The 21,482-nt window shown below is 72.7% G+C and carries 20 protein-coding genes and 1 tRNA gene; 14 read left to right on the plus strand and 7 right to left on the minus strand.

Going from position 1 to position 21,482, the window contains the following annotated elements; translation table 11 throughout:
- Nucleotides 1-306 precede the first annotated feature (306 nt).
- The gene (locus ACIP9D_RS31405; protein ID WP_350877208.1) at nucleotides 307-495 is read left to right on the plus strand and encodes a hypothetical protein; all 189 of its coding nucleotides are present in this window, start codon (nucleotides 307-309) and stop codon (nucleotides 493-495) included.
- Nucleotides 496-568: 73 nt separating this feature from the next.
- On the opposite strand, the gene ACIP9D_RS31410 is transcribed toward ACIP9D_RS31405, so the two are convergent.
- Complete coding sequence (locus tag ACIP9D_RS31410) at nucleotides 569-2,359, minus strand: 5'-nucleotidase C-terminal domain-containing protein (RefSeq protein WP_350877206.1); 1,791 nt, start codon at nucleotides 2,357-2,359, stop codon at nucleotides 569-571.
- A gap of 208 nt (nucleotides 2,360-2,567) precedes the next feature.
- On the opposite strand from ACIP9D_RS31410, the gene ACIP9D_RS31415 reads away from it, so the two are divergent.
- Nucleotides 2,568-3,470, plus strand: coding sequence for an SDR family oxidoreductase (locus ACIP9D_RS31415; protein ID WP_350877204.1), 903 nt, complete (start codon nucleotides 2,568-2,570; stop codon nucleotides 3,468-3,470).
- A gap of 234 nt (nucleotides 3,471-3,704) precedes the next feature.
- On the opposite strand, the gene ACIP9D_RS31420 is transcribed toward ACIP9D_RS31415, so the two are convergent.
- Nucleotides 3,705-4,364, minus strand: coding sequence for a nucleotidyl transferase AbiEii/AbiGii toxin family protein (locus tag ACIP9D_RS31420; protein ID WP_350877203.1), 660 nt, complete (start codon nucleotides 4,362-4,364; stop codon nucleotides 3,705-3,707).
- Nucleotides 4,361-4,702: a hypothetical protein gene (locus ACIP9D_RS31425; RefSeq protein WP_350877201.1), complete on the minus strand. Its 342-nt coding sequence runs from the start codon at nucleotides 4,700-4,702 to the stop codon at nucleotides 4,361-4,363. The genes ACIP9D_RS31420 and ACIP9D_RS31425 overlap by 4 nt, the downstream gene beginning before the upstream one ends.
- Nucleotides 4,703-5,784: 1,082 nt before the next feature.
- Between ACIP9D_RS31425 and ACIP9D_RS31430 the strand changes: the two genes are divergently transcribed.
- The 9 genes from ACIP9D_RS31430 (at nucleotide 5,785) to ACIP9D_RS31470 (ending at nucleotide 16,692) form a co-directional block, all read left to right on the plus strand.
- On the plus strand, nucleotides 5,785-6,384 hold the full coding sequence (locus ACIP9D_RS31430) for a hypothetical protein (protein ID WP_400451368.1): 600 nt from the start codon (nucleotides 5,785-5,787) through the stop codon (nucleotides 6,382-6,384).
- 923 nt (nucleotides 6,385-7,307) lie between these two features.
- Nucleotides 7,308-10,580 carry a formate dehydrogenase gene (fdh, locus tag ACIP9D_RS31435; protein WP_350874502.1) on the plus strand — a complete coding sequence of 1,091 codons (3,273 nt, stop codon included), beginning with the start codon at nucleotides 7,308-7,310 and terminating at the stop codon, nucleotides 10,578-10,580.
- Nucleotides 10,573-11,700, plus strand: coding sequence for a 4Fe-4S dicluster domain-containing protein (locus tag ACIP9D_RS31440; RefSeq protein ID WP_350874519.1), 1,128 nt, complete (start codon nucleotides 10,573-10,575; stop codon nucleotides 11,698-11,700). Before fdh ends, ACIP9D_RS31440 begins: the two co-directional genes overlap by 8 nt.
- On the plus strand, nucleotides 11,697-12,884 hold the full coding sequence (gene nrfD / locus ACIP9D_RS31445) for an NrfD/PsrC family molybdoenzyme membrane anchor subunit (RefSeq protein ID WP_350874501.1): 1,188 nt from the start codon (nucleotides 11,697-11,699) through the stop codon (nucleotides 12,882-12,884). The genes ACIP9D_RS31440 and nrfD overlap by 4 nt, the downstream gene beginning before the upstream one ends.
- 67 nt (nucleotides 12,885-12,951) lie before the next feature.
- Nucleotides 12,952-13,047, plus strand: a tRNA-Sec gene (locus tag ACIP9D_RS31450).
- Nucleotides 13,048-13,068: 21 nt separating this feature from the next.
- Entirely contained in the window at nucleotides 13,069-14,373 is a 1,305-nt protein-coding gene (gene selA, locus ACIP9D_RS31455) for an L-seryl-tRNA(Sec) selenium transferase (RefSeq protein ID WP_350874500.1), read from the plus strand.
- Between the two features lies 1 nt (nucleotide 14,374).
- Nucleotides 14,375-16,138 carry a selenocysteine-specific translation elongation factor gene (gene selB, locus ACIP9D_RS31460; RefSeq protein ID WP_350874499.1) on the plus strand — a complete coding sequence of 588 codons (1,764 nt, stop codon included), beginning with the start codon at nucleotides 14,375-14,377 and terminating at the stop codon, nucleotides 16,136-16,138.
- Between the two features lie 90 nt (nucleotides 16,139-16,228).
- Entirely contained in the window at nucleotides 16,229-16,426 is a 198-nt protein-coding gene (locus ACIP9D_RS31465) for a hypothetical protein (RefSeq protein WP_046570210.1), read from the plus strand.
- A gap of 83 nt (nucleotides 16,427-16,509) precedes the next feature.
- Nucleotides 16,510-16,692: a hypothetical protein gene (locus ACIP9D_RS31470; RefSeq protein WP_350874521.1), complete on the plus strand. Its 183-nt coding sequence runs from the start codon at nucleotides 16,510-16,512 to the stop codon at nucleotides 16,690-16,692.
- 4 nt (nucleotides 16,693-16,696) lie between these two features.
- Here the strand turns inward: ACIP9D_RS31470 and ACIP9D_RS31475 are convergent, their stop codons facing one another.
- The gene (locus tag ACIP9D_RS31475) at nucleotides 16,697-17,350 is read right to left on the minus strand and encodes a hypothetical protein (protein ID WP_350874498.1); all 654 of its coding nucleotides are present in this window, start codon (nucleotides 17,348-17,350) and stop codon (nucleotides 16,697-16,699) included.
- Between the two features lie 126 nt (nucleotides 17,351-17,476).
- On the opposite strand from ACIP9D_RS31475, the gene ACIP9D_RS31480 reads away from it, so the two are divergent.
- The gene (locus tag ACIP9D_RS31480) at nucleotides 17,477-17,683 is read left to right on the plus strand and encodes a hypothetical protein (RefSeq protein ID WP_350874497.1); all 207 of its coding nucleotides are present in this window, start codon (nucleotides 17,477-17,479) and stop codon (nucleotides 17,681-17,683) included.
- On the opposite strand, the gene ACIP9D_RS31485 is transcribed toward ACIP9D_RS31480, so the two are convergent.
- The 3 genes from ACIP9D_RS31485 to ACIP9D_RS31495 all read right to left on the minus strand — a co-directional run bounded on the left by ACIP9D_RS31485 (nucleotide 17,680) and on the right by ACIP9D_RS31495 (nucleotide 19,320).
- Nucleotides 17,680-18,156, minus strand: a complete 477-nt coding sequence (locus ACIP9D_RS31485; protein ID WP_350874496.1) for a hypothetical protein — start codon at nucleotides 18,154-18,156, stop codon at nucleotides 17,680-17,682. The two genes, ACIP9D_RS31480 and ACIP9D_RS31485, sit on opposite strands and share 4 nt — an antisense overlap.
- Entirely contained in the window at nucleotides 18,153-18,365 is a 213-nt protein-coding gene (locus tag ACIP9D_RS31490; protein ID WP_350874495.1) for a phosphatidylethanolamine-binding protein, read from the minus strand. The genes ACIP9D_RS31485 and ACIP9D_RS31490 overlap by 4 nt, the downstream gene beginning before the upstream one ends.
- 73 nt (nucleotides 18,366-18,438) lie before the next feature.
- Nucleotides 18,439-19,320: a universal stress protein gene (locus ACIP9D_RS31495; protein WP_350874494.1), complete on the minus strand. Its 882-nt coding sequence runs from the start codon at nucleotides 19,318-19,320 to the stop codon at nucleotides 18,439-18,441.
- Between the two features lie 119 nt (nucleotides 19,321-19,439).
- On the opposite strand from ACIP9D_RS31495, the gene ACIP9D_RS31500 reads away from it, so the two are divergent.
- Entirely contained in the window at nucleotides 19,440-20,186 is a 747-nt protein-coding gene (locus ACIP9D_RS31500) for an SAM-dependent methyltransferase (protein ID WP_350874493.1), read from the plus strand.
- Nucleotides 20,187-20,286: 100 nt separating this feature from the next.
- The gene (locus tag ACIP9D_RS31505) at nucleotides 20,287-21,465 is read left to right on the plus strand and encodes a PP2C family protein-serine/threonine phosphatase (RefSeq protein ID WP_350874492.1); all 1,179 of its coding nucleotides are present in this window, start codon (nucleotides 20,287-20,289) and stop codon (nucleotides 21,463-21,465) included.
- Nucleotides 21,466-21,482: the final 17 nt, after the last annotated feature.

Genomic DNA, 21,482 nt, shown 5'->3' on the forward strand with positions numbered 1-21,482 from the left:
ACCCGCCCGCCCCCGCGGCGATCATGCAGTTGTGGTGCCTCATCAAAGGGGCGTAACGCCAGTTACTGGGCACCACATGTGCATGATCGACTGTCTGTCGCCGTGAGCGGTGGTGATTGCCTCCCCCCGAAGGGCGAGCAGCCCCCGGACAGGATCCTCACCGTTCCACCCAGGATCCTAGGATGCCTTACGCGCGGTGACGTGGGTCCCGGGCCGCGGGGGATACACCACGAGAAGCTCTCGACGCAAGGGATGGCGACGGCCTGCCTCGGCGGCAGAGAATGGGTTCGTCGAAGGAGGCCGCAGATGACTGACGCGCACTCCGTACCGCCGTTCACCGACGACGACTACGCCTTCCTGCGGCACGTCCGGTTCGGCGAGCTGCCCGCCGCGGTCCGCCCGGAGGAGCTGGTCGCGTTGACCGAGACCGACCCGGGCCGAGGTCGGCCGGCCGACGACGACCCGGCGCGCTGGGACCTGCGGCACGGCGCCTGACCCGACGACGCCCGGCGCGCTGACGCGGACGGGCCGCGGGCGTGACGCCCGCGGCCCGTCCGATCCGGATCGGTCAGAAGACCGGCACGCCCTCGCGCACCAGCTTCCAGTTCGACTGGAAGAAGTCGGCCGGGTCGATCGTTCCCTTCGCCTGCGCCCAGTCGATCAGCAGCTGGCGGATCTCCTGCTGCTCGTTGTAGACCTGGGTCTTGACGATGCCGGGGAAGTTCCCGCCGCCGCTACGCCGGTAGTTGTTGACCGCGATCACGAACTGCGCGTCGTCCGCCACCGGGGTGTCCGTGCCGGCCAGCACCAGCCGGGTGATCCGCTGGCCCACCGGCTTGGAGATGTCGATGTCGTAGTCCAGGCCGGAAATGACGTCGTAGTTGTAGTCCGGCACCGTGGAGTCGCTGATCTGCTCCGGGTCGACCGGGGCGCCGGGAGCGAGGGTGCGGAAGTACTTCGCCGAGTACTCCAGGTACGCGCGCACCTCGGCGCCGTTGAGCACCACGGCTTCGAGGGTGTTGTCGAAGACGTAGAGCCCCGCCACGTCGCGGATCTTCACGTCGCCGGCGGGGAAGACCGCGGTGCGGCTGAACGGCGAGGCCTGCGACAGCACCGGCAGGCTTGCGTACTGCGTGCCGGCGAGCGCCTTGCTGACCGTCTCGGCCTGGACGTGGTTGATGAAGTCCAGGATCGGGGTGTCCTTGTACCGCGACTCGACGGTGGACATCTCGACGGTGGCCTGCGCCACGACCTGGTTGACGTACGCGATGGTCTTCTCGTGCTGCGCCCGCACGGCGGCGAGGACCTTCGGGTCCTCGACCACGGTGTTGGTGTTCAGCATGGTGGCGGACTTCTTGGTGATCGCCCACCGGCCGTGCTTGCGGGCGAGCGTGAAGTCCATCCGGGTGAGGCGCTGACCCCACTTCGACGGCTCGGAGAGCAGCACCTGCTCGCCCGTGCGCTCGTTGGTCACGAACTTCTCGACGACCTCGTTGTGGGCGTGACCGAAGAGGATCGCGTCGATGCCCGGCACCTGCTGTGCGATCAGCGCCACCGGGTTCTCGTTCGGCAGCTCCGGGCCGTAGCTGGAGGTGCCGCTGTCGCCGCCGTGCGCCGAGATCAGCACGATGTCCGCGCCCCGGGCGCGCATGATCGGCACCCACTTCGCCGCGGTGGCGATCATGTCGTCGAAGCGGAGCTTGCCCTCGACGTTGCCCTTGTCCCAGATGGCCACACCGGGGTTGGTCAGGCCGAGGATGCCGACCCGCAGGGTCGGCGCGGCGAAGCCGAGGGAGACCTTCTTGATGACGTACGGCAGGAACGCCGGCTTGCCGGTCTTCGCGTTGATCGCGTTCGCAGCCAGGGCCGGGAAGCCGAGCTGCCGGATCCACAGGTCCAGCAGCGGCAGACCGTAGTTGAACTCGTGGTTGCCCAGCGTCACCGCGTCGTAGTCGATGACGTTCATCGCCCGGGCCATCGGGTGCTTCGCGCCGGTCGCGGTGATCGGCTCCTGCTTGGCGTAGTAGGTCGCCAGCGGAGTGCCCTGGATGGTGTCGCCGGCGTCGAGCACCAGCGTGGCCTTGCCGCGCCGCTCGGCACGGATCTGGTTGACCAGGGTGGCCAGCTTCGCGACGCCGACGTCGTTCTGCTTGCTGTCGTCGTACTCGGCGTCGCGGTAGTAGTCCCAGTTGTAGACGTTGCCGTGGGTGTCCGACGTACCCAGGAGGGTGAGATCCCAGGTGCGCGTGTGTGCCGCGCCGGCCGCCTCGGCGGGCGCCGCGACGATCAGCGGGGCCGTCGCCGCGGCGGCCGCGGCGGCGAGGACCTGGCGTCGCGACGGACCGGAGGGAGAGGTCATGACGTGCCTTTCCATGGGGGTGGACGCGCTCGTGGGCGCCGAGCGCACCATAACGAGCAGCTGTCACTCCTGCCACAGCGGCCCGCGGTGTTCCACACCACCAGCGCCGCGCCCGGCCAGGATGTGACACCCGGGCCGTCGTTTCCGCCCGGCGGGCCGGGGTAGGGCCAACGGGGACCGGATCCGGCAGGCACCCGAGGAGACGTCGGTGAGTGAGGACCAGTACGCCCAGCAGGACCCGACCAGCCAGTACGGCCAGCAGTCGGGGCAACCGAAGCAGCAGCAGACGGCGCCCGGCGCGACCGCGCGGATGCGCCCGAAGCCGGACCACGGCGAGGAGTCGTACCGGGGCAGCGGCCGGCTCTCCGGCAAGCGCGCGTTGATCACAGGCGGTGACTCCGGCATTGGCCGGGCCGTCGCCATCGCCTTCGCCCGGGAGGGCGCCGACGTGCTCATCTCCTACCTCGGCGAGGAGGAGGACGCCGACGCCCGGGACACGGTCCGGCTGATCGAGGAGGCCGGCCGTCGGGGCGTCGCGGTCCGCGGCGACATCACCGACGAGCGGCACTGCCAGGAGTTGGTCGGACGGGCGGTCGCCGACCTTGGCGGTCTGGACATCCTGGTGAACAACGCGGCCTACCAGATGTCTCAGGAGAAGGGCATCGCCGGGATCAGCACCGAGCAGTTCGACCGGGTGATGAAGACCAATCTGTACGCGATGTTCTGGCTGTGCAAGGCGGGGGTTCCGCACCTGCCGGACGGTTCGGTGATCATCAACACTTCGTCCATCCAGGCGTTCGAGCCGTCCCCGCAGTTGTTGGACTACGCGATCACCAAGGCCGGCATCGCGAACTTCACCAAGGCTCTCGCCGCCGACCTGGCCGAGCAGGGCATCCGGGTCAACTCGGTCGCGCCGGGCGCGGTGTGGACGCCGCTGATCCCGGCGACCATGCCCGAGGAGGCGGTGGAGTCGTTCGGTGCGAACTCCCCGATCGGCCGGCCCGGGCAGCCGGCCGAACTGGCCCCCGCGTACGTCTTCTTCGCCTCCCAGGAGTCGAGTTTCGTGACCGGGGAGGTGCTCGGCGTGACCGGTGGTCGGCCGATCACCTGAACACTCGCCAGAACCCGTGCGTCCGATCCCGGGCCGTCCCGCCCGTCGTCCGCCACCCGCCGGGCCGAGCCGGGTGGGCGGCCCGGGTGGGCGGGGACGGCCGCGGCGCGGAGCTGCGTCAGCGGGGCCTGGCCCGTGCGGCGGGACGTGGCCCTGTGCCAACGAGGCCCGAGCCGAGGCGGATACGGGCCTGCGTCAGTGGGGCCGGTGCGGTGAGGCGGGTGCGGAGCTGCGTCAGCGGGGCCAAGCAGTGAGGCGGGCGCGAACCTGGGCGACAGCGGCCGCGTCCAGGCCGTAGCGGGCGAACCGTTGGGCCGGTACCCGGTCCAGGTAGCGGCCGGCCGCCCGAACGTCCTCCGGGTCGAGTGCCGGGTCGACCTGCCGGGCCAGCTCCAGCAGCTCCGCCACGTCGTAGTGCTCAAGGGCGGCCGCGACGTCGATGTAGTCGCGCACCTCGCGCCGGTTGATTAGTGCCGCGATCTTGTTGGCGACCAGGTCGCGGACGTCCATCACCGGACCGAGGTCCATCACCACCGGGCTGCGGTGCCGGTCGAGGCGGGCCAGACTAAGCCGGATCTGCCGCCCGTCCCGGCTCACCACGAAGTCCTTCATGTCCCGCTCATACCCCTCGAAGAGGTCGGCGAGGTCGCCGTCCGGGTCGGCGTCGGCGACCTCGAACCCGGCCCGCTCCAGCGCCGTACGCACCCCGGTGGCGGCGGCGGCCGCCGCCCCCTCCACGTCGGCGAAGAGGTCCACGTCCTCGGTCGGTCGGGCCACCAGCCCGTGCGCGGCCCAGGCCACCCCACCGCCCAACACGAACCGGTGCGGACCGGCCGCGGAGAGCGCCACCCGGGCCACCTCGCGATAGAACTCGTGCAGGTGCGCGGTCGTCACGCGGTACGCAGCGGGTGGTGGCGGCTCTCCCACGCCTGCCGTACGCCGCGGGGAAGGTTGAGCAGCCGCCACACCCGGCGCAGCGTCCGCCCGTTGATCAGCGAGCGAAGGTCCTCGGCACGGGTGGTCTCGCGCAGCACGTTCTCGTAGAGCCAGAGCAGCTGGTCGGGGTCGCCCAGGTCGAACGTGCGCTCCGCGTTCCACATCAGCCGTACCGGCAGCTCCACGACGCCGCGGGTGGGGCCGGCCAACTCGACGAGCGTCCGGGTGACCACGGCAGGGCGGCCCGGGCGGGCCAGGAAGGCCACGCCGGACGCGGTGGGGGAGACGCCCTGCATGGTGTCAGGGTAACCCCACCGTCGCTTTATGGGGTATTGCCACCGCACGCCGTCCGCGACCGGCCCGTCCAGCCCCGCCCGACCAGGACTGGAGAGCCGGCCGCCGTCCCGGCTCCGCGGGGTCCTGCTCAAGGCCCCCGTGCTCGACGGTCCCGGCGGGCACGGGGGTGATCCACTCCGTTTCGCCGACATGGCGGTGTCCCTCCCGCGCGGATACCGCCATGTCGGCGAACTGGAGTGGATCAGGAGGTTTTCGCCCTTGATGGTCTCGTGGTCGGTGATGCGGCGGTAACCGGTTCGCTCGGTTTGCAACCGACATCAGCGATCCCGAGCCGATCACTCGGCCGTCGAGGGCTGCCGTGAAGCGTCTGCGACCCTGCGTGCCTCAGTAGGCCGTTCGCCGTCGGCCACTGGTCCGCCGGTTGTCAGTTGGCGGTCGATGAGGCCCTTGTGTGCCGGGCTGCTGATCTAGGGGCCGCGTTTCACCCATGTGGTTTGGGGCGATTGTCCGTTTCATGCGGTGCCCGACCGGGCTGGTGCCGGCCGGCGTGGCATGGGGCGAGTGTCCGGTTCAGGGTGGGGAAGCCGTGGCGCTCAATTCCCGGCCGGGCGCGTATGGGTGGTTTGGGGTGTGACCGGGGGCATCCCGGGGCCGGAATGGCGGGCGGCCGGGCGTCGTTGAATACCCCCGACGGCCGAGGTAGCAGCCCGTTCGGTCGGCCGGTCGATCCGGTCGCGGACGGTGGCCTGGCCCGCGGAATGACGGCGGGCAGCCGGTCGTTAGATCTGGTCCCGGCCGACGAGCCAACCCCGGAATGACGGCCGCCCCCTGGCCGTTACACCTGGACCCGGCCGACGAGCCGACCCCGGAATGATGGTGGGCCGCCGGTCGTTACATCTGGACCCGACGCCGTAAGCCCCCCGCGTCGGATCCCCTTGGTCGATGAGCCCCTGACGTGTGGCCCGGCCGGAAGACTTTCCCCCTTGATCCACGAGCGCCTTGTCGAGGTGCCGCACACCCGCGCACGTATGCCGACCCCCGTCGGTGGTGTGGGTGTCTACCCCCGAATTGGAGCTTCCCGATGAACACGATCATGCGTAAGAGCGTTCTGAGTGTTGCTGGTCTGGCTTTCGCCGGTGGGATCTTCGCCGGCCCCGTGGCCGCCCACGCCGCCGCGCCGGTCGTGGACGCCAAGCCCACCGCCGTAGCGGTGGTGCAGGTCGACAAGCCGGGTGTGGACACCGCCAAGCTGATCCCGCACGGCACCCAGGGCACCCAGTCGCGTATCGACCTCAACGACGAGCAGACCACCAACGTCAAGGCGATCATCGCGGCGACGAAGAAGTCGGGTCTGGACGAGCGGGCCGCGGTCATCTCGATCGCCACCAGCCTGCAGGAGTCGAAGCTGGAGAACCTCGGCCACCTCGGCGACGCCAACGACCACGACTCGCTGGGTCTGTTCCAGCAGCGCCCCTCCAGTGGTTGGGGCACCCCGGAGCAGATCACCGACCCCGTCTACTCGACGATGGCGTTCCAGAAGGGTCTCAAGCAGGTCGACGGGTGGCAGGACATGCCGCTGACCGACGCCGCGCAGACGGTGCAGGTGTCGGCCTACCCGGACGCCTACGCCCAGTGGGAGCAGCAGGCCGCCGACCTCGTCGCCCAGCACTGGAACAGCTGACACAGCACAGATCACATCACCTGACCGCTGGCCGGCACCCGTATCGGGTGCCGGCCAGCGGCCTATCCCGATCCCCATGGCCGGCACCCCACCCGGGGGGCGCCGGCCACCGGCATCTTCGGCGCCAATCTTGGACAGTTACCGTCAGCCGCGAACGGAAACTGTCCAAGATCTCCAGTGCGCCGGCGAGCCAGGGGCTGCGCGACATGCTGGCCCGGGTGCGGCTCGCCCCTCGCCGGTGGTGTATCCCGACCGCGACGCGCGCCGGTAGGCGACCTGGGTGGCCACGTCGGTGAACAGGCCACCCCGGCGACGCGGCGGCGGACAGGTCAGGCTCCGGCGACGCGTCGGAGTACATGGCCGGTGCCGCGGCGGCGGACGGTCACCGCCGGGTGCCCACCGCTTTGCTGGAGCCGGCGAGGGAGCAGGCCGTGGATCTGGTTCTGAGGGGTGGGAATGCCCAGGGACGTGGGTAGGTTGTGTGGGGTGTCGGTGTGTCCTGTGTCCCCGGGCCTCACTTGATAATTGCCGTCGCGGACTACCGTTCGGCTGGAGCCGCGTTCGTGCCACTCGCCGCGAGGCGACCAGCACACCGACACCCCAGCGTCGCCCCCGGCCACCAGGCCGGGGGCGACGCTGTCTACGCCCCACCCCTCAAGCCGTGGCCTGCCCGCCCCCTCGCCAACCCCCGCGTCCCGCGCCGCGCGCCGCCGCGCGCCCCACCGCGCCGCGCACCGCACGCGCCGCACCGCGCACCGCAGGCTTCCCACCGCGCACCGCGCCGCACCGCGCCCCGCCACGCACGGCCCCGCCTCGCCGCAACGCGTTCGGGTGTGAAGCCGGGGTCTCCCCGGGTCGCGGGACCGTGCCGGCTGGCTTATGTTCTTGGGGTCGACGTCGACCCTGGGGAGGGAGGTTCGCGGATGGGTCTGCGTACCTTCATCGAGGGCTGGCCGGTCTACCGGCAGCTCACCGGCACCGACCCGTTGGGTCGGGGTGCCGCCGCCCAGTCGGCTCGGTCGGCGGAGTTGACGGCGCGTACCGAGACCGCGGATTCGATGGCGCGGTCGGTGTGCCCCTACTGCGCCGTGGGTTGTGGTCAGCGGGTGTTCGTCAAGGACGGGCAGGTCAGTCAGATCGAGGGGGATCCGGACAGTCCGATCTCCCGTGGTCGGCTCTGTCCGAAGGGCGCCGCGAGCAAGAGTCTGGTGACCAGCCCGTTGCGCCAGACGAAGGTCCGCTACCGGCGGCCGTTCTCGACGCAGTGGGAGGACCTCGAGCTCGACACCGCGGTCGACATGATCGCCGACCGGATCCTCGCCGCCCGCGAGCAGACCTGGGAGGACGTCGACAGCGAGGGACGGCCACTCAACCGGACGCTGGGGATCTCCAGTCTGGGTGGGGCGACGCTGGACAACGAGGAGAACTACCTCATCAAGAAGTTGTTCACCGCGATGGGGGCGTTGCAGATCGAGAACCAGGCGCGTATTTGACACTCCGCCACCGTCCCCGGTCTGGGGGCCAGCTTCGGTCGTGGCGGTGCGACGGACTTCCAGCAGGACATCGCCAACGCTGACGTCATCGTCATCCAGGGTTCGAACATGGCCGAGGCGCATCCGGTGGGCTTCCAGTGGGTGATGGAGGCCAAGCGGCGCGGCGCGAAGGTGTTCCATGTCGACCCACGCTTCACTCGCACTAGCGCGGTGGCCGATGCGTACCTGCCGATCCGGGCGGGCAGCGACATCGCCCTGCTGGGTGGGGTGGTCCGCTACATCCTGGAGAACGAGCTGGACTTCCGGGAGTACGTGCTCTCCTACACGAACGCCGCCACGATCGTCAGCGAGCAGTTCACCGACACCGAGGACGGCGACGGCTTCTTCTCCGGCTTCGACCCGGCGACCGGCAGCTACGTGCAGGACAGCTGGCAGTACGAGGGGCATGAGGGCTCTTCCGGCAGCGGGCACACCGCCAAGGAGCGGGACACCGCCGCCGGCCTGCGGCACGAGTCGCATGGCGCGGAGGTGGGCGGGCAGACCCGGCGGGACGAGACGTTGCAGCATCCGCGCTGCGTCTACCAGATCCTGAAGCGACACTTCGCCCGCTACACGCCGGAGATGGTGGAGCGGGTCTGCGGCATTCCGCAGGAGAAGTTCCTCGAGCTGGCCGAGGCCTGGACGCGAAATTCGGGCCGGGAGCGCACCGGCATGCTGATCTACTCGGTGGGCTGGACGCAGCACAGCGTCGGTGTGCAGTACATCCGTACCGGCGCGATCATCCAGCTGCTGCTGGGCAACATGGGCCGCCCGGGCGGCGGGGTCATGGCGCTGCGGGGGCACGCGAGCATCCAGGGCTCCACGGACATCCCGACGCTGTTCAATCTGTTGCCGGGTTATCTGCCGATGCCGCACCACGCCGACCACCCGACCTTCGACGAGTGGGTGGACAGCATCCGGCATCCGGGCCAGAAGGGCTTCTGGGGCAACGCCCGCGCCTACGGGGTGAACCTGCTCAAGGCGTACTGGGGCGACGCGGCCACCGCCGAGAACGACTACTGCTACGGCTACATGCCCCGGATGACCGGCGACCACGGCACCTACCAGCAGGTGCTCAACATGATCGACGGAAAGGTCAAGGGCTACTTCCTGCTCGGTCAGAACCCGGCCGTCGGCTCCGCGCACGGCCGCGCGCAGCGGCTGGGCATGGCGAACCTGGACTGGTTGGTCGTCCGCGACCTGTTCATGATCGAGAGCGCCACGTTCTGGCAGAACGGCCCGGAGACCGAGACCGGCGAGATCGTGCCCGAGCAGTGCCGCACCGAGGTGTTCTTCCTGCCGGCGGCCTCGCACGTGGAGAAGGAGGGCACCTTCACCCAGACCCAGCGGCTGTTGCAGTGGCGGGAGAAGGCCGTCGAGCCACCGGGCGAAGCCCGCTCCGAGCTGTGGTTCTTCTATCACCTGGGCCGGAAGCTTCGGGAGAAGCTGGCCGGCTCGGAGCTGCCCCGGGACCGGGCGCTGCTCGACCTCACCTGGGACTACCCCACGCACGGCCCGCACGCCGAGCCGAGCGCCGAGTCGGTGCTGCGCGAGATCAACGGGTACGACGTGGCGACCGGCCGTCCACTGTCCACGTTCGCCGAGGCCCGCGCGGACGGCTCCACCGCGATCGGCTGCTGGATCTACACCGGGGTGTACGCCGACGGCGTGAACCAGGCCGCCCGGCGCAAGTCGCGCCACGAGCAGGACTGGGTGGCTGCCGAGTGGGGTTGGGCCTGGCCGGCGAACCGGCGGATCCTCTACAACCGCGCCTCCGCCGACCCGGACGGCAGGCCGTGGAGCGAGCGCAAGAAGTACGTCTGGTGGGATCCGGAGAAGGGCGAGTGGACCGGCTACGACGTGCCGGACTTCGAAAAGACCAAGCCACCGTCGTATCGGCCCCCGGCGGGCGCGTCCGGCACGGAGGGCATCGCCGGTGATGATCCGTTCATCATGCAGGGCGACGGGAAGGGCTGGCTCTACGCGCCGAGCGGGGTCCTGGACGGGCCGCTGCCGACGCACTACGAGCCGGCCGAGTCGCCGGTGCGCAACCCGCTCTACCGGCAGCAGGCCAACCCGACCCGCAAGGTGTATCCGCACCCGGCGAACTCGGTGAACCCGAGCCCGCCGGAGGAGCACAATCAGGTCTTCCCGTACGTCTTCACGGTCAGCCGGCTCACCGAACACCACACGGCCGGCGGGATGAGCCGTACCGTGCGGCCGCTGGCGGAGTTGCAGCCGGAGATGTTCGTGGAGGTCTCGCCGGAGCTGGCCGTCGAGGTGGGGTTGGACCACCTGGGTTGGGCGCACCTGGTCAGCGGCCGGGCGGTGATCGAGGCGAAGGTGCTGGTCACCGACCGGCTCACCCCGCTGCGGGTGGAGGGCCGGATCATCCACCAGATCTGGCTGCCCTACCACTTCGGCTTCGAGGGTCTGGTCACCGGCGACTCCGCCAATGATCTGTTCGGGATCACCCTGGACCCGAACGTGCTGATCCAGGAGAGCAAGGTCGGCACCTGCGACATCCGGCCGGGCCGCCGTCCCACCGGGCCGGCCCTGCTCGACCTGGTGGCCGAGTATCAGCGACGGGCCGGCATCACGCCGGGCCGGAACGTCCCGGTGGTCACCAGCGACCTCGACGGGGAGGGGCGCGATGATTCCTGACCCGAACAGCCTGTACGGGCCGTTGGACCCGGCGCCGGATGCCGGTTGGACGTCCGCGCCACCCCGGATGGGGTTCTTCACCGACACCAGCGTCTGCATCGGCTGCAAGGCGTGCGAGGTGGCCTGCAAGGAGTGGAACGGGGTACCCGGCTCCGGGCTGGACCTGCTCGGCATGTCGTACGACAACACCGGCGCGTTGACCGCGAACTCGTGGCGGCATGTGGCGTTCATCGAGCAGCCTCGCCCGGCCGGGCACCGCAGCCCGCCGTTCGCGGGTACGCCGACCGGAGAGCCGGTCAGCGCGGTGTCGGCCGCCGTCGCGGCCGGCACCGGCAACGAAACCGGCACGGACCCGGCGTTGCCGACGGGCGCACCGTGGGCCGCCGCCCGGATGACCGGCGGCCGTGCCGACGTGCTCGGCGCCCCGGTCGCCGCCGGAGAGCGGCCGGACCAGGCTGGAGCGGTGGCGGGCGACGGTGGCCAGGCGCCGCAGTTCCTGGGGATGCCGGGGGCGCAGCCGCCGGGCCGGGGCACCGGCGCGGAGCAACGCACCGATTTCCGCTGGTTGATGATGTCGGACGTGTGTAAGCACTGCACCCACGCGGCGTGTCTGGACGTCTGCCCGACCGGCTCGCTGTTCCGTACCGAGTTCGGGACGGTCGTGGTGCAGGAGGACATCTGCAACGGCTGTGGCTACTGCATCTCCGCCTGCCCGTACGGGGTGATCGACCAGCGTAAGGATGACGGTCGGGCGTGGAAGTGCACACTCTGCTACGACCGGCTCGGCGCGGGCATGACGCCGGCGTGTGCGCAGGCGTGTCCGACGGAGTCGATTCAGTACGGGCCGTTGGAGGAGCTGCGGGGTCGGGCGGCGGCGCGGGTGGCGACGTTGCATGGGCGGGGGGTGTCGGAGGCACGTCTGTACGGTCATGATCCGAACGATGGTGTGGGTGGTGACGGGGCGTTCTTCCTGCTGTTGGACGAGCCGGAGGTGTACGGTCTGCCCCCGGATCCGGTCGTGACCACCCGTGACCTGCCGAAAATGTGGAAACGCGCCGGCCTCGCCGCGCTCGCCATGGCGGCGGCCGCCGTCGCCGCGTTCGTCGGAGGTTCCTCGTGAGTGCCGACTCCTCGCCGGTCGGCGACCGCTTCCGCCGGTTCCGCGAACGCCTCGACGCCGACCTGACCGCCGCCGGTGGCGATCGCGCGTCGAGTGACCACCCCGCTGAGCCGCCGGCCGGTGCGCCGGCCAACGCGCTCAGCGTCGGCCCCGGCCGTGACGCAGCCGGTACGGCGTCCAGGCCGGATCGGACGGGGCGCGGCGAACGGCGCCGCAGACGTCGCGGAGGCGGCGAGGAGCTGAAGGTTCCCGAGGCCGAGTTCACCTCCTACTACGGCCGGCCGATCCTCAAGGCGCCGGTGTGGAAGTGGGACATCGCCGCGTACCTCTTCACCGGCGGGCTCGCGGCCGGTTCGTCGCTGCTCGCCGCCGGCGGGCAGCTCACCGGCCGGCCGGCGCTGCGCAAGGCCGGCCGGGTCACCGCGCTCGCCGCGGTCAGCGCCAGCGCCGTCTTCCTGATCAAGGACCTGGGCCGGCCGGCGCGGTTCCACCACATGCTGCGGGTGGCGAAGCCGACCTCGCCGATGTCGGTGGGCACCTGGATCCTCACCGCGTACGGGCCGGTCGCCGGCCTGGCCGCGATCACCGAGGCCGCGCCCTGGCTGCCCGAGCGCGGACTGCCCGGCGTCGCACGCCGACTGCTGCCGCCGTTGGGGCACGCGGCCGGGCTGGCCGCCGCGGTGACCGCGCCGGCGCTGGCCACGTACACCGGCGTGCTGCTCGCGGACACCGCCGTGCCGTCCTGGCATGAGGCGTACCCCGAACTGCCGATCATCTTCGCGGGCAGCGCGCTGGCCAGCGGCGCCGGCGTCGGGCTGATCGCCGCGCCGCCCGCCCAGGCGGGCCCGGCCCGGCGGATGGCGGTGGCCGGCGCGGCCCTGGAGCTCACCGGCGCGCATCGGGTGGAGACCCGACTCGGTCTGCTCAGCGAGCCCTACCGCACCGGCCGGCCGGGCCGGATGCTGCGGCTGGGCCGCACGCTCACCGCGGCCGGGGTGGCCGGCGCGCTGATCGGCCGGCGCAGCCGGGTGCTCTCCGGGCTCTCCGGCGCCGCTCTGCTCGCCGCCTCGGTGGCCACCCGGTTCGGCGTCTTCTACGCCGGTGTCGCCTCGGCCCGCGATCCGAAGTACACGGTGGTGCCGCAGCGGGAGCGGGCGAACCGCCGGGACGCGACCACCGACTGACCGCAGGGTCCGAGAGGTTTTCGACCTCCCCGCGCGCACGCCGCGGCGCTGTGGTCAAATGCTCGATGGAGGCGTTCAGGCGGCTGGTGCCCCTCCCGGTCTTCAAAACCGGTGTGGTCCGGGACCCGGGCCAGGCGGGTTCGATTCCCGTCCGTCTCCGCCAACCGCAGTGGGAGATGACGCGATGCGTGACGGGCAGGTCGACCCGCGTCGCCGCGTACCCCGCACCGATGTGCTGCTCGCCGACCCCAGGCTGGCCGCTGCCGTGCACACCCTCGGCCGGAGCCGGGTCAAGGCCGCCGTGGCGTACGCCCAGGACCGCGCCCGGCGCGGTGAGATAGCGCCCGACGAGGTACCGGACGCCGCCATGGCGACCCTGCCGGCGCCGGCCCCCAGGCCGGTGCTCAACGCCACCGGCGTCGTGCTGCACACCAATCTGGGCCGCGCGGCGCTGTCCGGCCCCGCGGTCAGCGCGCTGCTCGCCGCCGCCGGGCACACCGACGTCGAGCTGGACCTGGCCACCGGGCGCCGGGCCCGTCGGGGCCGGGACACCATCGACGCGTTGGCCGCCGCCGTTCCCGACGCCGCCGCCGTGCACGTGGTCAACAACGGCGCCGCGGCGCTGGTACTCGCCGCGACCGCGCTCGCCGCCGGCCGGGAGATCGTGGTCAGCCGCGGCGAACTGGTCGAGATCGGCGACGGCTTCCGCCTGCCGGACCTGCTGGAGAGCACCGGCGCGCGGCTGCGTGAGGTGGGCGCCACCAACCGGACCACGCTGGCCGACTACGCCGCGGCGGTCGGCCCGGACACCGCCTTCCTGCTCAAGGTGCACCCGTCGAACTTCCGAGTCACCGGCTTCACCTCCGCCGTGGCGGTACGGGAACTGGCCACCCTCGACGTGCCGGTCGTCGTCGACATCGGATCCGGGCTGCTGACCGCCGATCCGCTGCTACCCGACGAGCCCGACGCCGCCAGCACCCTGCGCGCCGGCGCGCACCTGGTCACCGCGAGCGGTGACAAGCTACTCGGCGGTCCGCAGGCCGGACTGCTGCTCGGCAGCGCCGAGCTGGTCGAGCGGCTGCGCCGGCACCCCCTGGCCCGGGCGTTGCGGGTGGACAAGCTCACCCTCGCCGCGCTCGCCGCCACCCTGCATCGGCCGGAGAACCCGACGTGGGTGGCCCTGCACGCCGACGCCGGCGCGCTGCGGGCGCGTACCGAACGGCTGCGCGACCGGCTCGGCGCCGACGGCCGCAAGGCCGAGGTGGTGCCGGCGGTGGCGGTGGTCGGCGGTGGTGGCGCCCCCGGGCTGGAACTGGACTCGTGGGCGTTGAGTCTGCCCGAGCGGTACGCGGCGCCGCTGCGCACCGGCGAGACGCCGGTGCTCGGCCGGGTGGTGCGCGGGCGGCTGCTGTTGGACCTGCGGTGCGTGCCACCGGAGGCCGACGAGACGGTACGCGCGGCGGTGCTGGCCGTGCCAGGGGACGACTGACGTGTGGGTCGTCGCGACCGCGGGGCACGTCGACCACGGCAAGTCCACCCTGGTCCGGGCGTTGACCGGGATGGAACCCGACCGGTGGGCCGAGGAGCGCCGCCGGGGCATGACCATCGACCTCGGTTTCGCCTGGACCTCGCTGCCCTCCGGCGGCACGGTCGCCTTCGTCGACGTCCCCGGGCACGAGCGGTTCGTGCCGAACATGCTCGCCGGGGTGGGCCCGGTGCCGGCGGCACTGGTCGTGGTCGCCGCCGACGAGGGCTGGATGCCGCAGTCCGCCGAGCACCTGGCCGCCCTGGACGCGCTCGGCGTCTCGTACGGCCTGCTAGCGGTGACCCGCGCGGACCTGGCCGATCCCGGTCCGGCGACCGCGCGGGCCCGCAAGGAGATCGCCGCCACCTCCCTCGGCGCGGTGGAGGCGGTCGCGGTCAGCGCGGTGACCGGCGCAGGGCTACCGGAGCTGCGCGCGGCGCTGGACCGGCTCGCCGCGCGGCAGCCGGCGCCGGCCCCGGTCGCCCCGGTGCGGCTCTGGGTGGACCGCAGCTTCACCATCCGGGGCAGCGGCACCGTGGTCACCGGCACGCTCGGCGCGGGCCGGCTGCGGGTCGGCGACGAGTTGGAGCTGGCCGGCACCGGCGAAACCGTGCGGGTACGCGGCCTGCAGTCGCTCGGCGTGGCCCGGTCCGAGGTGACCGCGGTGGCCCGGGTCGCGGTGAACCTGCGCGGCACCGCACGGGACCGGTTGACCCGCGGTGACGCGCTGCTCAGCCCGGACCGGTTCCACCGCACCGACCTGGTGGACGTCCGGGTCGCCGGTGACCCGGCGGCGGACCTGCCGGCCACTCTCACCCTGCACGTCGGCTCGGCCGCGGTGCCGGCGCGGGTCCGCCCGCTCGGGCCGGACACCGTCCGGCTGCGGCTGGCCCGGGCGTTGCCGCTGCTCGTCGGCGACCGGGCGCTGCTGCGCGACCCCGGTCGCCACCACGTCGCCGGCGGCGTGACCGTGCTCGACGTGGCGCCACCGCCGCTGGCCCGCCGGGGCGCGGCGGCGGCCCGCGCGACGGTGCTGGCCGGGCTGGACGGTCGTCCCGACCTGGCGGGGGAGCTGCGCCGCCGACAGCTGGCCCGTGCCGTCGAGCTGACCCGGATGGGCGTCCCGGTCGACGCCCGCCCGGTGGCCGGTGACTGGCTGGCCGATCCGGAGCACTGGCGGCAGCTCGCCGCCCGGCTGGTCGACGAGGTCGCCCGGCACGCCCGGGAGCACCCGCTGGAGCCCGGCGCGCCCGTGGAGACGCTGCGGCAGCGCCTCGCCCTGCCGGACCGGGCGCTGGTCGAGGCGCTGGTCCGGCCGCCGCTGCGGGTGCACGGCGGCCGGGTCACCGCGACGAGCGGCGACGCGCTGCCCGCACCGGTGGCTCGAGCCGTGCAGCGCATCCGCGAGGAGTACGGCGACCGCCCGTTCCGGGCGCCCGAGGCCGACCACCTGGCCGATCTGGGGCTGGGACCCCGGGAGATCGGCGCGGCGGTCCGGGCGGGGGCGTTGCTGCGGTTGGCGGAGAACGTGGTGTTGCTGCCGGACGCCGCGAATGACGCGGTCCGGGTGTTGGCCGGGCTGCCCCAGCCGTTCACCCTCTCCGCGGCCCGGCAGGCGTTGGACACCACCCGCCGGGTGGCGGTGCCGCTGCTGGAGCTGCTGGACCGGCGCGGCCTCACCCGGCGCTTGCCCGACGACGCCCGGGTCGTGGTCACCGCCGCCCCCTGAGCCGACCAGGGCCGGCTGGTGTGCCGGTGGATGGCGGCCCGCGCTGCCGAAGGGCGCCGTCGCCACGCTGCCGTCACCTACCGTGACGGCATGGACCCTTCTGCGGTCTGGCGCGACCGGCAGCACCGGTGGCGGATCGAGGCGTACCGGGCGCCCGACCTGCGCTTCGCCATCTTCGCCACCAACGGCACCACCGAGTCGGCCCCGCTCTGGCTGTTCGGGATGTCGGCGCTGGCTCGTTGGCTGATGACACACGCCATCTCGCTGGACGACCTGGAGACCGACTGACGCGACGCCCCGGGTCACCCCGGACGGGGGAATCTGCCCGAAAACCACCACCGTCGCCGCTGCCCGCTCGTACCGTCCGGTACGTGAAGGACCGAGGTCTTCGGACGTTTCTGACGGTGCTCGCCGGGCTCGCGGTGATCTATTTCGGGACCACCGGCCGGGACCCCGACGAGGGTCGTGGGCTCACCGGCGGGCTGGTGCTGCTGGCCCTGCTCGCGTCGCTGCTGGTGTGGCACCTGACCAAGCCCGGCCAGCCGGCGAAGTAGCGGGTCAGCGGGCGGCCGCGACGCGGGTGACCTCGCCGGCGGACTCCTCACCGAGGGCCACCCGGACCAGGGCCGAGGCGAGCCGCCCGAACTCGGCGCCACCGACCAGGCCCGCCAGCCGGTCCGGCGAACCGGGCAGGCCGAGCCGCTTCGCGCCGGCCAGGGCCCGCCGGTCCGCGAACGGGCGCAGGTCCGTCCAGACCGACTGCGCCTCGCGCAGGAAGATGTCCGCGCCAGTCGGGCCGATGCCGGGAAACTCGGTGAGCCGCTTGCGCAGCCCGGCCGGCTCGCCGCCCGCCTCGAGGTGCAGCCGGCGCAGGTCGCCGTGCCAGCGGTCCAGGCAGAGCCGGGCGCCGGTGCCGAGCATGGTGGAGGTCCGCTCGTCGTAGCGGCGGTAGTGGCCGCGGCCGAGCGCGTCGATGCGTTGCTGCCAGCTCGCCTTCTCCATCGCCTGCGCGGTCTTGTAGCCGGCCGCGAAAAGCTCCCGCGCGGCGGCCACCGCCACCGAGGCCCGGATCCGCGTGCTCAGCAGCGTGGCCAGCACGAGTAGCTGGTACAGCGGAGCCGGCCGGTCGGCGAGCTGGATGCCGGCCTCCTCGGCGTAGGTCCGTCCCCGCCGGTCCAGCAGGGCCCGCGCCACCGCTCGTTGGTCACCCATCCTCGGGGTGTACCCGCCCGGTGCTCGGCTAGCCCCGCCGGCCCGGCGGAATGCCGCCGACGGCGGCGGGTAACCGACTGCGGAGGCGGTCGATCCCGTGATCAGCCCAGCCGGAAGGAGACACCGATGGTGAATCCGCAGCAGCAGGAGTTGCGCCGCAACGCCAAGGGCGCGACGAGCCAGGACAGCAAGGGCCCGAAGCCGACCGGCCATCCACTCAACCGTGGCTCCTCGAAGGGGGACGCGGGCCGGCCGGTGCCGAAGGGACAGGCGTCGCCGTACGGCCCCACGGGCGAGCCGCTGGCCGACGACGAGAGCGGCGACCCGGGCTAGCCCCGGCGCTTCACGGGCGACCGCAGCCGGTTCCAGGTGGCTGCGGTCGTCACGCCGTACACCAGGTGCGGCACGATGTCAGCAAGCCAGTCGGAACGCCGCCAGGTGCGCGGGTCACTGACCCGCAGCACCGTCAGTGAGCCGTCGGTCATCGTCATCGCACCGGCTCCCAACAGACCGCCGGCCGCCGCCAGCGGCTGCCGGCGTCCGCGCGCGAGCAGCGCGAATCCGATACCGACGCCGATCCCGGTGGCGTAGCCCAGCAGGGCGCCCAGCCCGGAGCGGCGGTTCGCCGCCTTCGCCGGGGGCCCCAGGTCGAGGTGCGCGGCGCCGGCGAGTCGCCCGGCGGCCTCGTCGGGTGTGCTGCTGGACGGCCGTGCCCGCAGCGCGACGTCCAGGTAGGTCACGACGTTCAACGCGGTGGTGCCGACGGCGCCAGCGATGGCGCCGTCGGCCAGGTCCGCGGTCCTCACTTCGGGTCGCCCGGTTCGCGCTCGCCCTTGGGGCCGTAGGTCCGTTCCCCGCGAACCACGCCGCGCTGGCCGCGGTCCTCCTGCAGGATCCGGTTCGCGACCTGGTTCGCCCGGCCGTCGGGCACCCGTCGCCCGGAATCGTCGATCGCGTTGCGTATCCGCGCCCGCTGCTTGTCGTACGCGTTGCTGCCCGGCCGTGGTCCTGGCATCACTGCCTCCTCCGGTCGCTGTCGCCGATGGCGTACGCGCTCGTCTACCCGCTGGCCGGCCGGCCAACCGTGCTCAGCGGGGCGCGCGGACCACGGCGACCGGGCAGTCCGCGTGGTGCAGCACCGACTGGCTCACCGACCCCAGCAGCAACCCGCTGAACTCGCCGCGCCCCTGACCGCCGACCACCACCAGCTGCGCCTGCCGGGAGGCCTCGGCCAACACCGCCCCGGGTTTTCCGCGTACCGCCTTGCGGCTGACCGACACGTCCGGGTACCGCTCGCGGACCCCGCTGATCGACTCGGCGAGCAGCCGGTCCTCGTCGGTGCGCAGCTGCGCCGCGTCGTAGACCAGCGGCTGCATGTCACCGGGGCCGGTGGAGGCCGGATGGCGGTAGGCGTGCACCGCGAGCAGCGGGGCGCCACGGACGGACGCGGTCTCGGCGGCGAACTCGATCGCGTGGTCGGAGAGCTCCGAGCCGTCGACCCCGACCAGCACCGGCCCGTCGGTGCGCTCGGCGCCGCGGGCCACCAGCACCGGGCAGTCGGCGTACGACGAGACCTGGATCGCCACCGACCCGACCACCAGGGCGGTGAAGCCCCCCAACCCCCGGTCGCCGAGCACGATCAGCGCGGCGGTGGGCGACTCGCCGAGCAACACCGCCGCGGCCTCGCCGTCGATGATCTCTCCGGAGACCCGTGTCCCGGGCGCGGCGGCCTCGGCCTCGGCGACCGCCGTGGCGACCAGTTGCTCCGCCTGGTTGCGCAGCCCGCCGCCGGGTGGCCCGTCGGGCGCGGCGGTGAGCGGCACGTGCAGCAGCGGCCAGATGAACCCGTGCACCACCCGCAGCGGCCGGTGTCGGCGGGCGGCCTCCGCCGCGGCCAGCCGTACCGCGCGCAGCGACAGCTCGGAGCCGTCCACGCCGACCACCACGGCCGCGCTCTCCGCCGAGTTCACCGCCCACCTCCCGCCCACCCTGCGCCAGTATCCCGGCCGAGGTGCCACGGGCGGGGCGATACCGCCCAGGACGCCCGGTCGGTACGCTGGCGACGACCACCGGGGAGGGAGCGTCATCGATGGTTGAACCCGACCAGCCCAGCACCGCGCGCATGATCGACTTTTGGCTCGGCGGGGAGCACCACTTCCCGGTCGACGTGGCCGCGGCGCAGGCCTTCGAGCAGGCGTACGGGCCGTGCGCGCCGGTGTTCCGGGCGTTGCGCGCCTTCCTCGGCCGGTCGGTACGGGCCATCGCGGCGCGCGGGGTGGACAGCTTCCTGGTGTTCGGCGCCGGGGTGCCCACGATGGGCAACGTGCACGAGGTGGCGCCGGAGGCCACCGTGCTCTACACCGACGTCGACCCGGTGACGATCCGGCTCGGCCAGCGCATCCTGGCCGGCAGCGACCGGGCCGGCTACGGCTACGGCGACGCCACCGATGTCGGCACGGTCGACCCGGCCCAGCTGCACCGGTTCGTGCCGGGCTGGGGGAGGAGGCCGGTGGGAGTGGTCTTCCTCGGTCTGGCCGCGTTCCTCGACGACGACACGTTGGCCCGTACGCTCGACGAGTTGTACACGGCGGCGGCCCCGGGCAGTTGCCTGGCGGTCGACTTCGACACCGAGGAGTTGGCCGGCTATCCGCAGGCGTTGGCGATGATGGGGCCGGCGTTCCGGATGCGTCCGCCGTCGGCGTTCCGGCCGCTGTTGGGCCGCTGGACGCCGACCGACGACGGCATCGTCCCGGTCACCAGGTGGCGTCCGGAAGGACCGCCCCCGCAGGTGCCGGACGCCTTCCACGGCGGGGTCGCGGTCCGGGGCGACGACTAGCCGTTCCCCGTCTCGGGGGCAGCCGGGCACCGCGCCGTCCGGCCGTCGGACCCTGTCCGTATGATGCTTGCCCTACAGCAAGTATCCCGGAGGAACAACCATGGTGGACGCGCCCGATTCGGTGTCGCGTGCTCTCCGCGCTGCCCCGCCCGACCAGCTGGTGGAGGCCGCCGACCAGGCTATCCGGTCCGCCCTCGGCGCGACCCGGACCGATGTCTTCATCGCCGACTACCGGATCAGCGGGCTCTGGCCGGTGCTCGACCCGGAACTGCCAGCGGCCGGCTTTCTCGCCTGCCAGGGAGTGGCGCAGCGCTGTTTCAGCAGTCAGCAGCCGGTCCGCGACGCCGCCGACGACGGGCGGTGCCGGCTCTACCTGCCGCTGTCGGTGTGGGGGGAGCGGCTCGGGGTTCTGCTGATCGAGCTGCCCGGCGCGCCCGGTCGGAGCGTCGAGGCGCAAGCCACCGACATCGCCGGCGACCTGGCGGTGGCGTTACGCGCGGCCGACCGGGAGACCGACCGCTACCGCCGCGCGCGGCGCCGGGAGCGGCTGAGCATGGCCGCCGAGATGCAGTGGGAGCTGCTGCCCGGGCGCAGCGTGTCGCACCAGGCGTTCGACCTCGCCGGGCAGCTCGAACCGGCGTACACGGTGGGCGGTGACCACTTCGACTGGTCGGTGGACGGTGACCGGCTGACCGTGACGGTGCTCAACGGCGACGGCAACGGACTGGCCGCGTCCCTGCTCACCGCGGTCGCGGTCAACGCGATGCGCAACGCCCGCCGCTCCGGTGGTGGCCTCGCCGAGCAGGCCGAGCTGGCATCGGACACGCTCTACTACCAGCACCGGGGTCGGCGGTACGTGGCGACGCTGCTGCTGGAGGTGGACATCCGCTCCGGACTGGTGCGGGCGGTCGACGCGGGTTCGCCGCACGTGCTGCGGTTGCGCGGCGGCACGGTCGAGGAGATCGCGCTGGAGCAGCAGCTGCCGCTGGGCATGTTCGCCGAGGCGCGCTACGACCTGCAGGAGTTCGAGCTGGCGCCGGGCGACCGCCTCTTCGTGGTCAGCGATGGCGTCTGGGCGGCCGCCCCGGCCGAGCAGGAACCGTACGGCGAGCGGGCGATGGCCCGGTCGATGCGGGCCACGCGGTTGCAGCCGGCCGCCGAGGCGGTTGGTACGGTGATGCGCGAACTGCACGCCTACCACGCGGAGACCGACCTGCGCGACGACGCCGTCGTGGTCTGCCTGGACTGGCGCGGTTTCCGCGGCCGGGACGGCGGATGAGCGGCCCCGCCGCGGTC

Source organism: Micromonospora sp. NPDC093243, from assembly GCF_044753725.1.
Lineage (GTDB): Bacteria > Actinomycetota > Actinomycetes > Mycobacteriales > Micromonosporaceae > Micromonospora.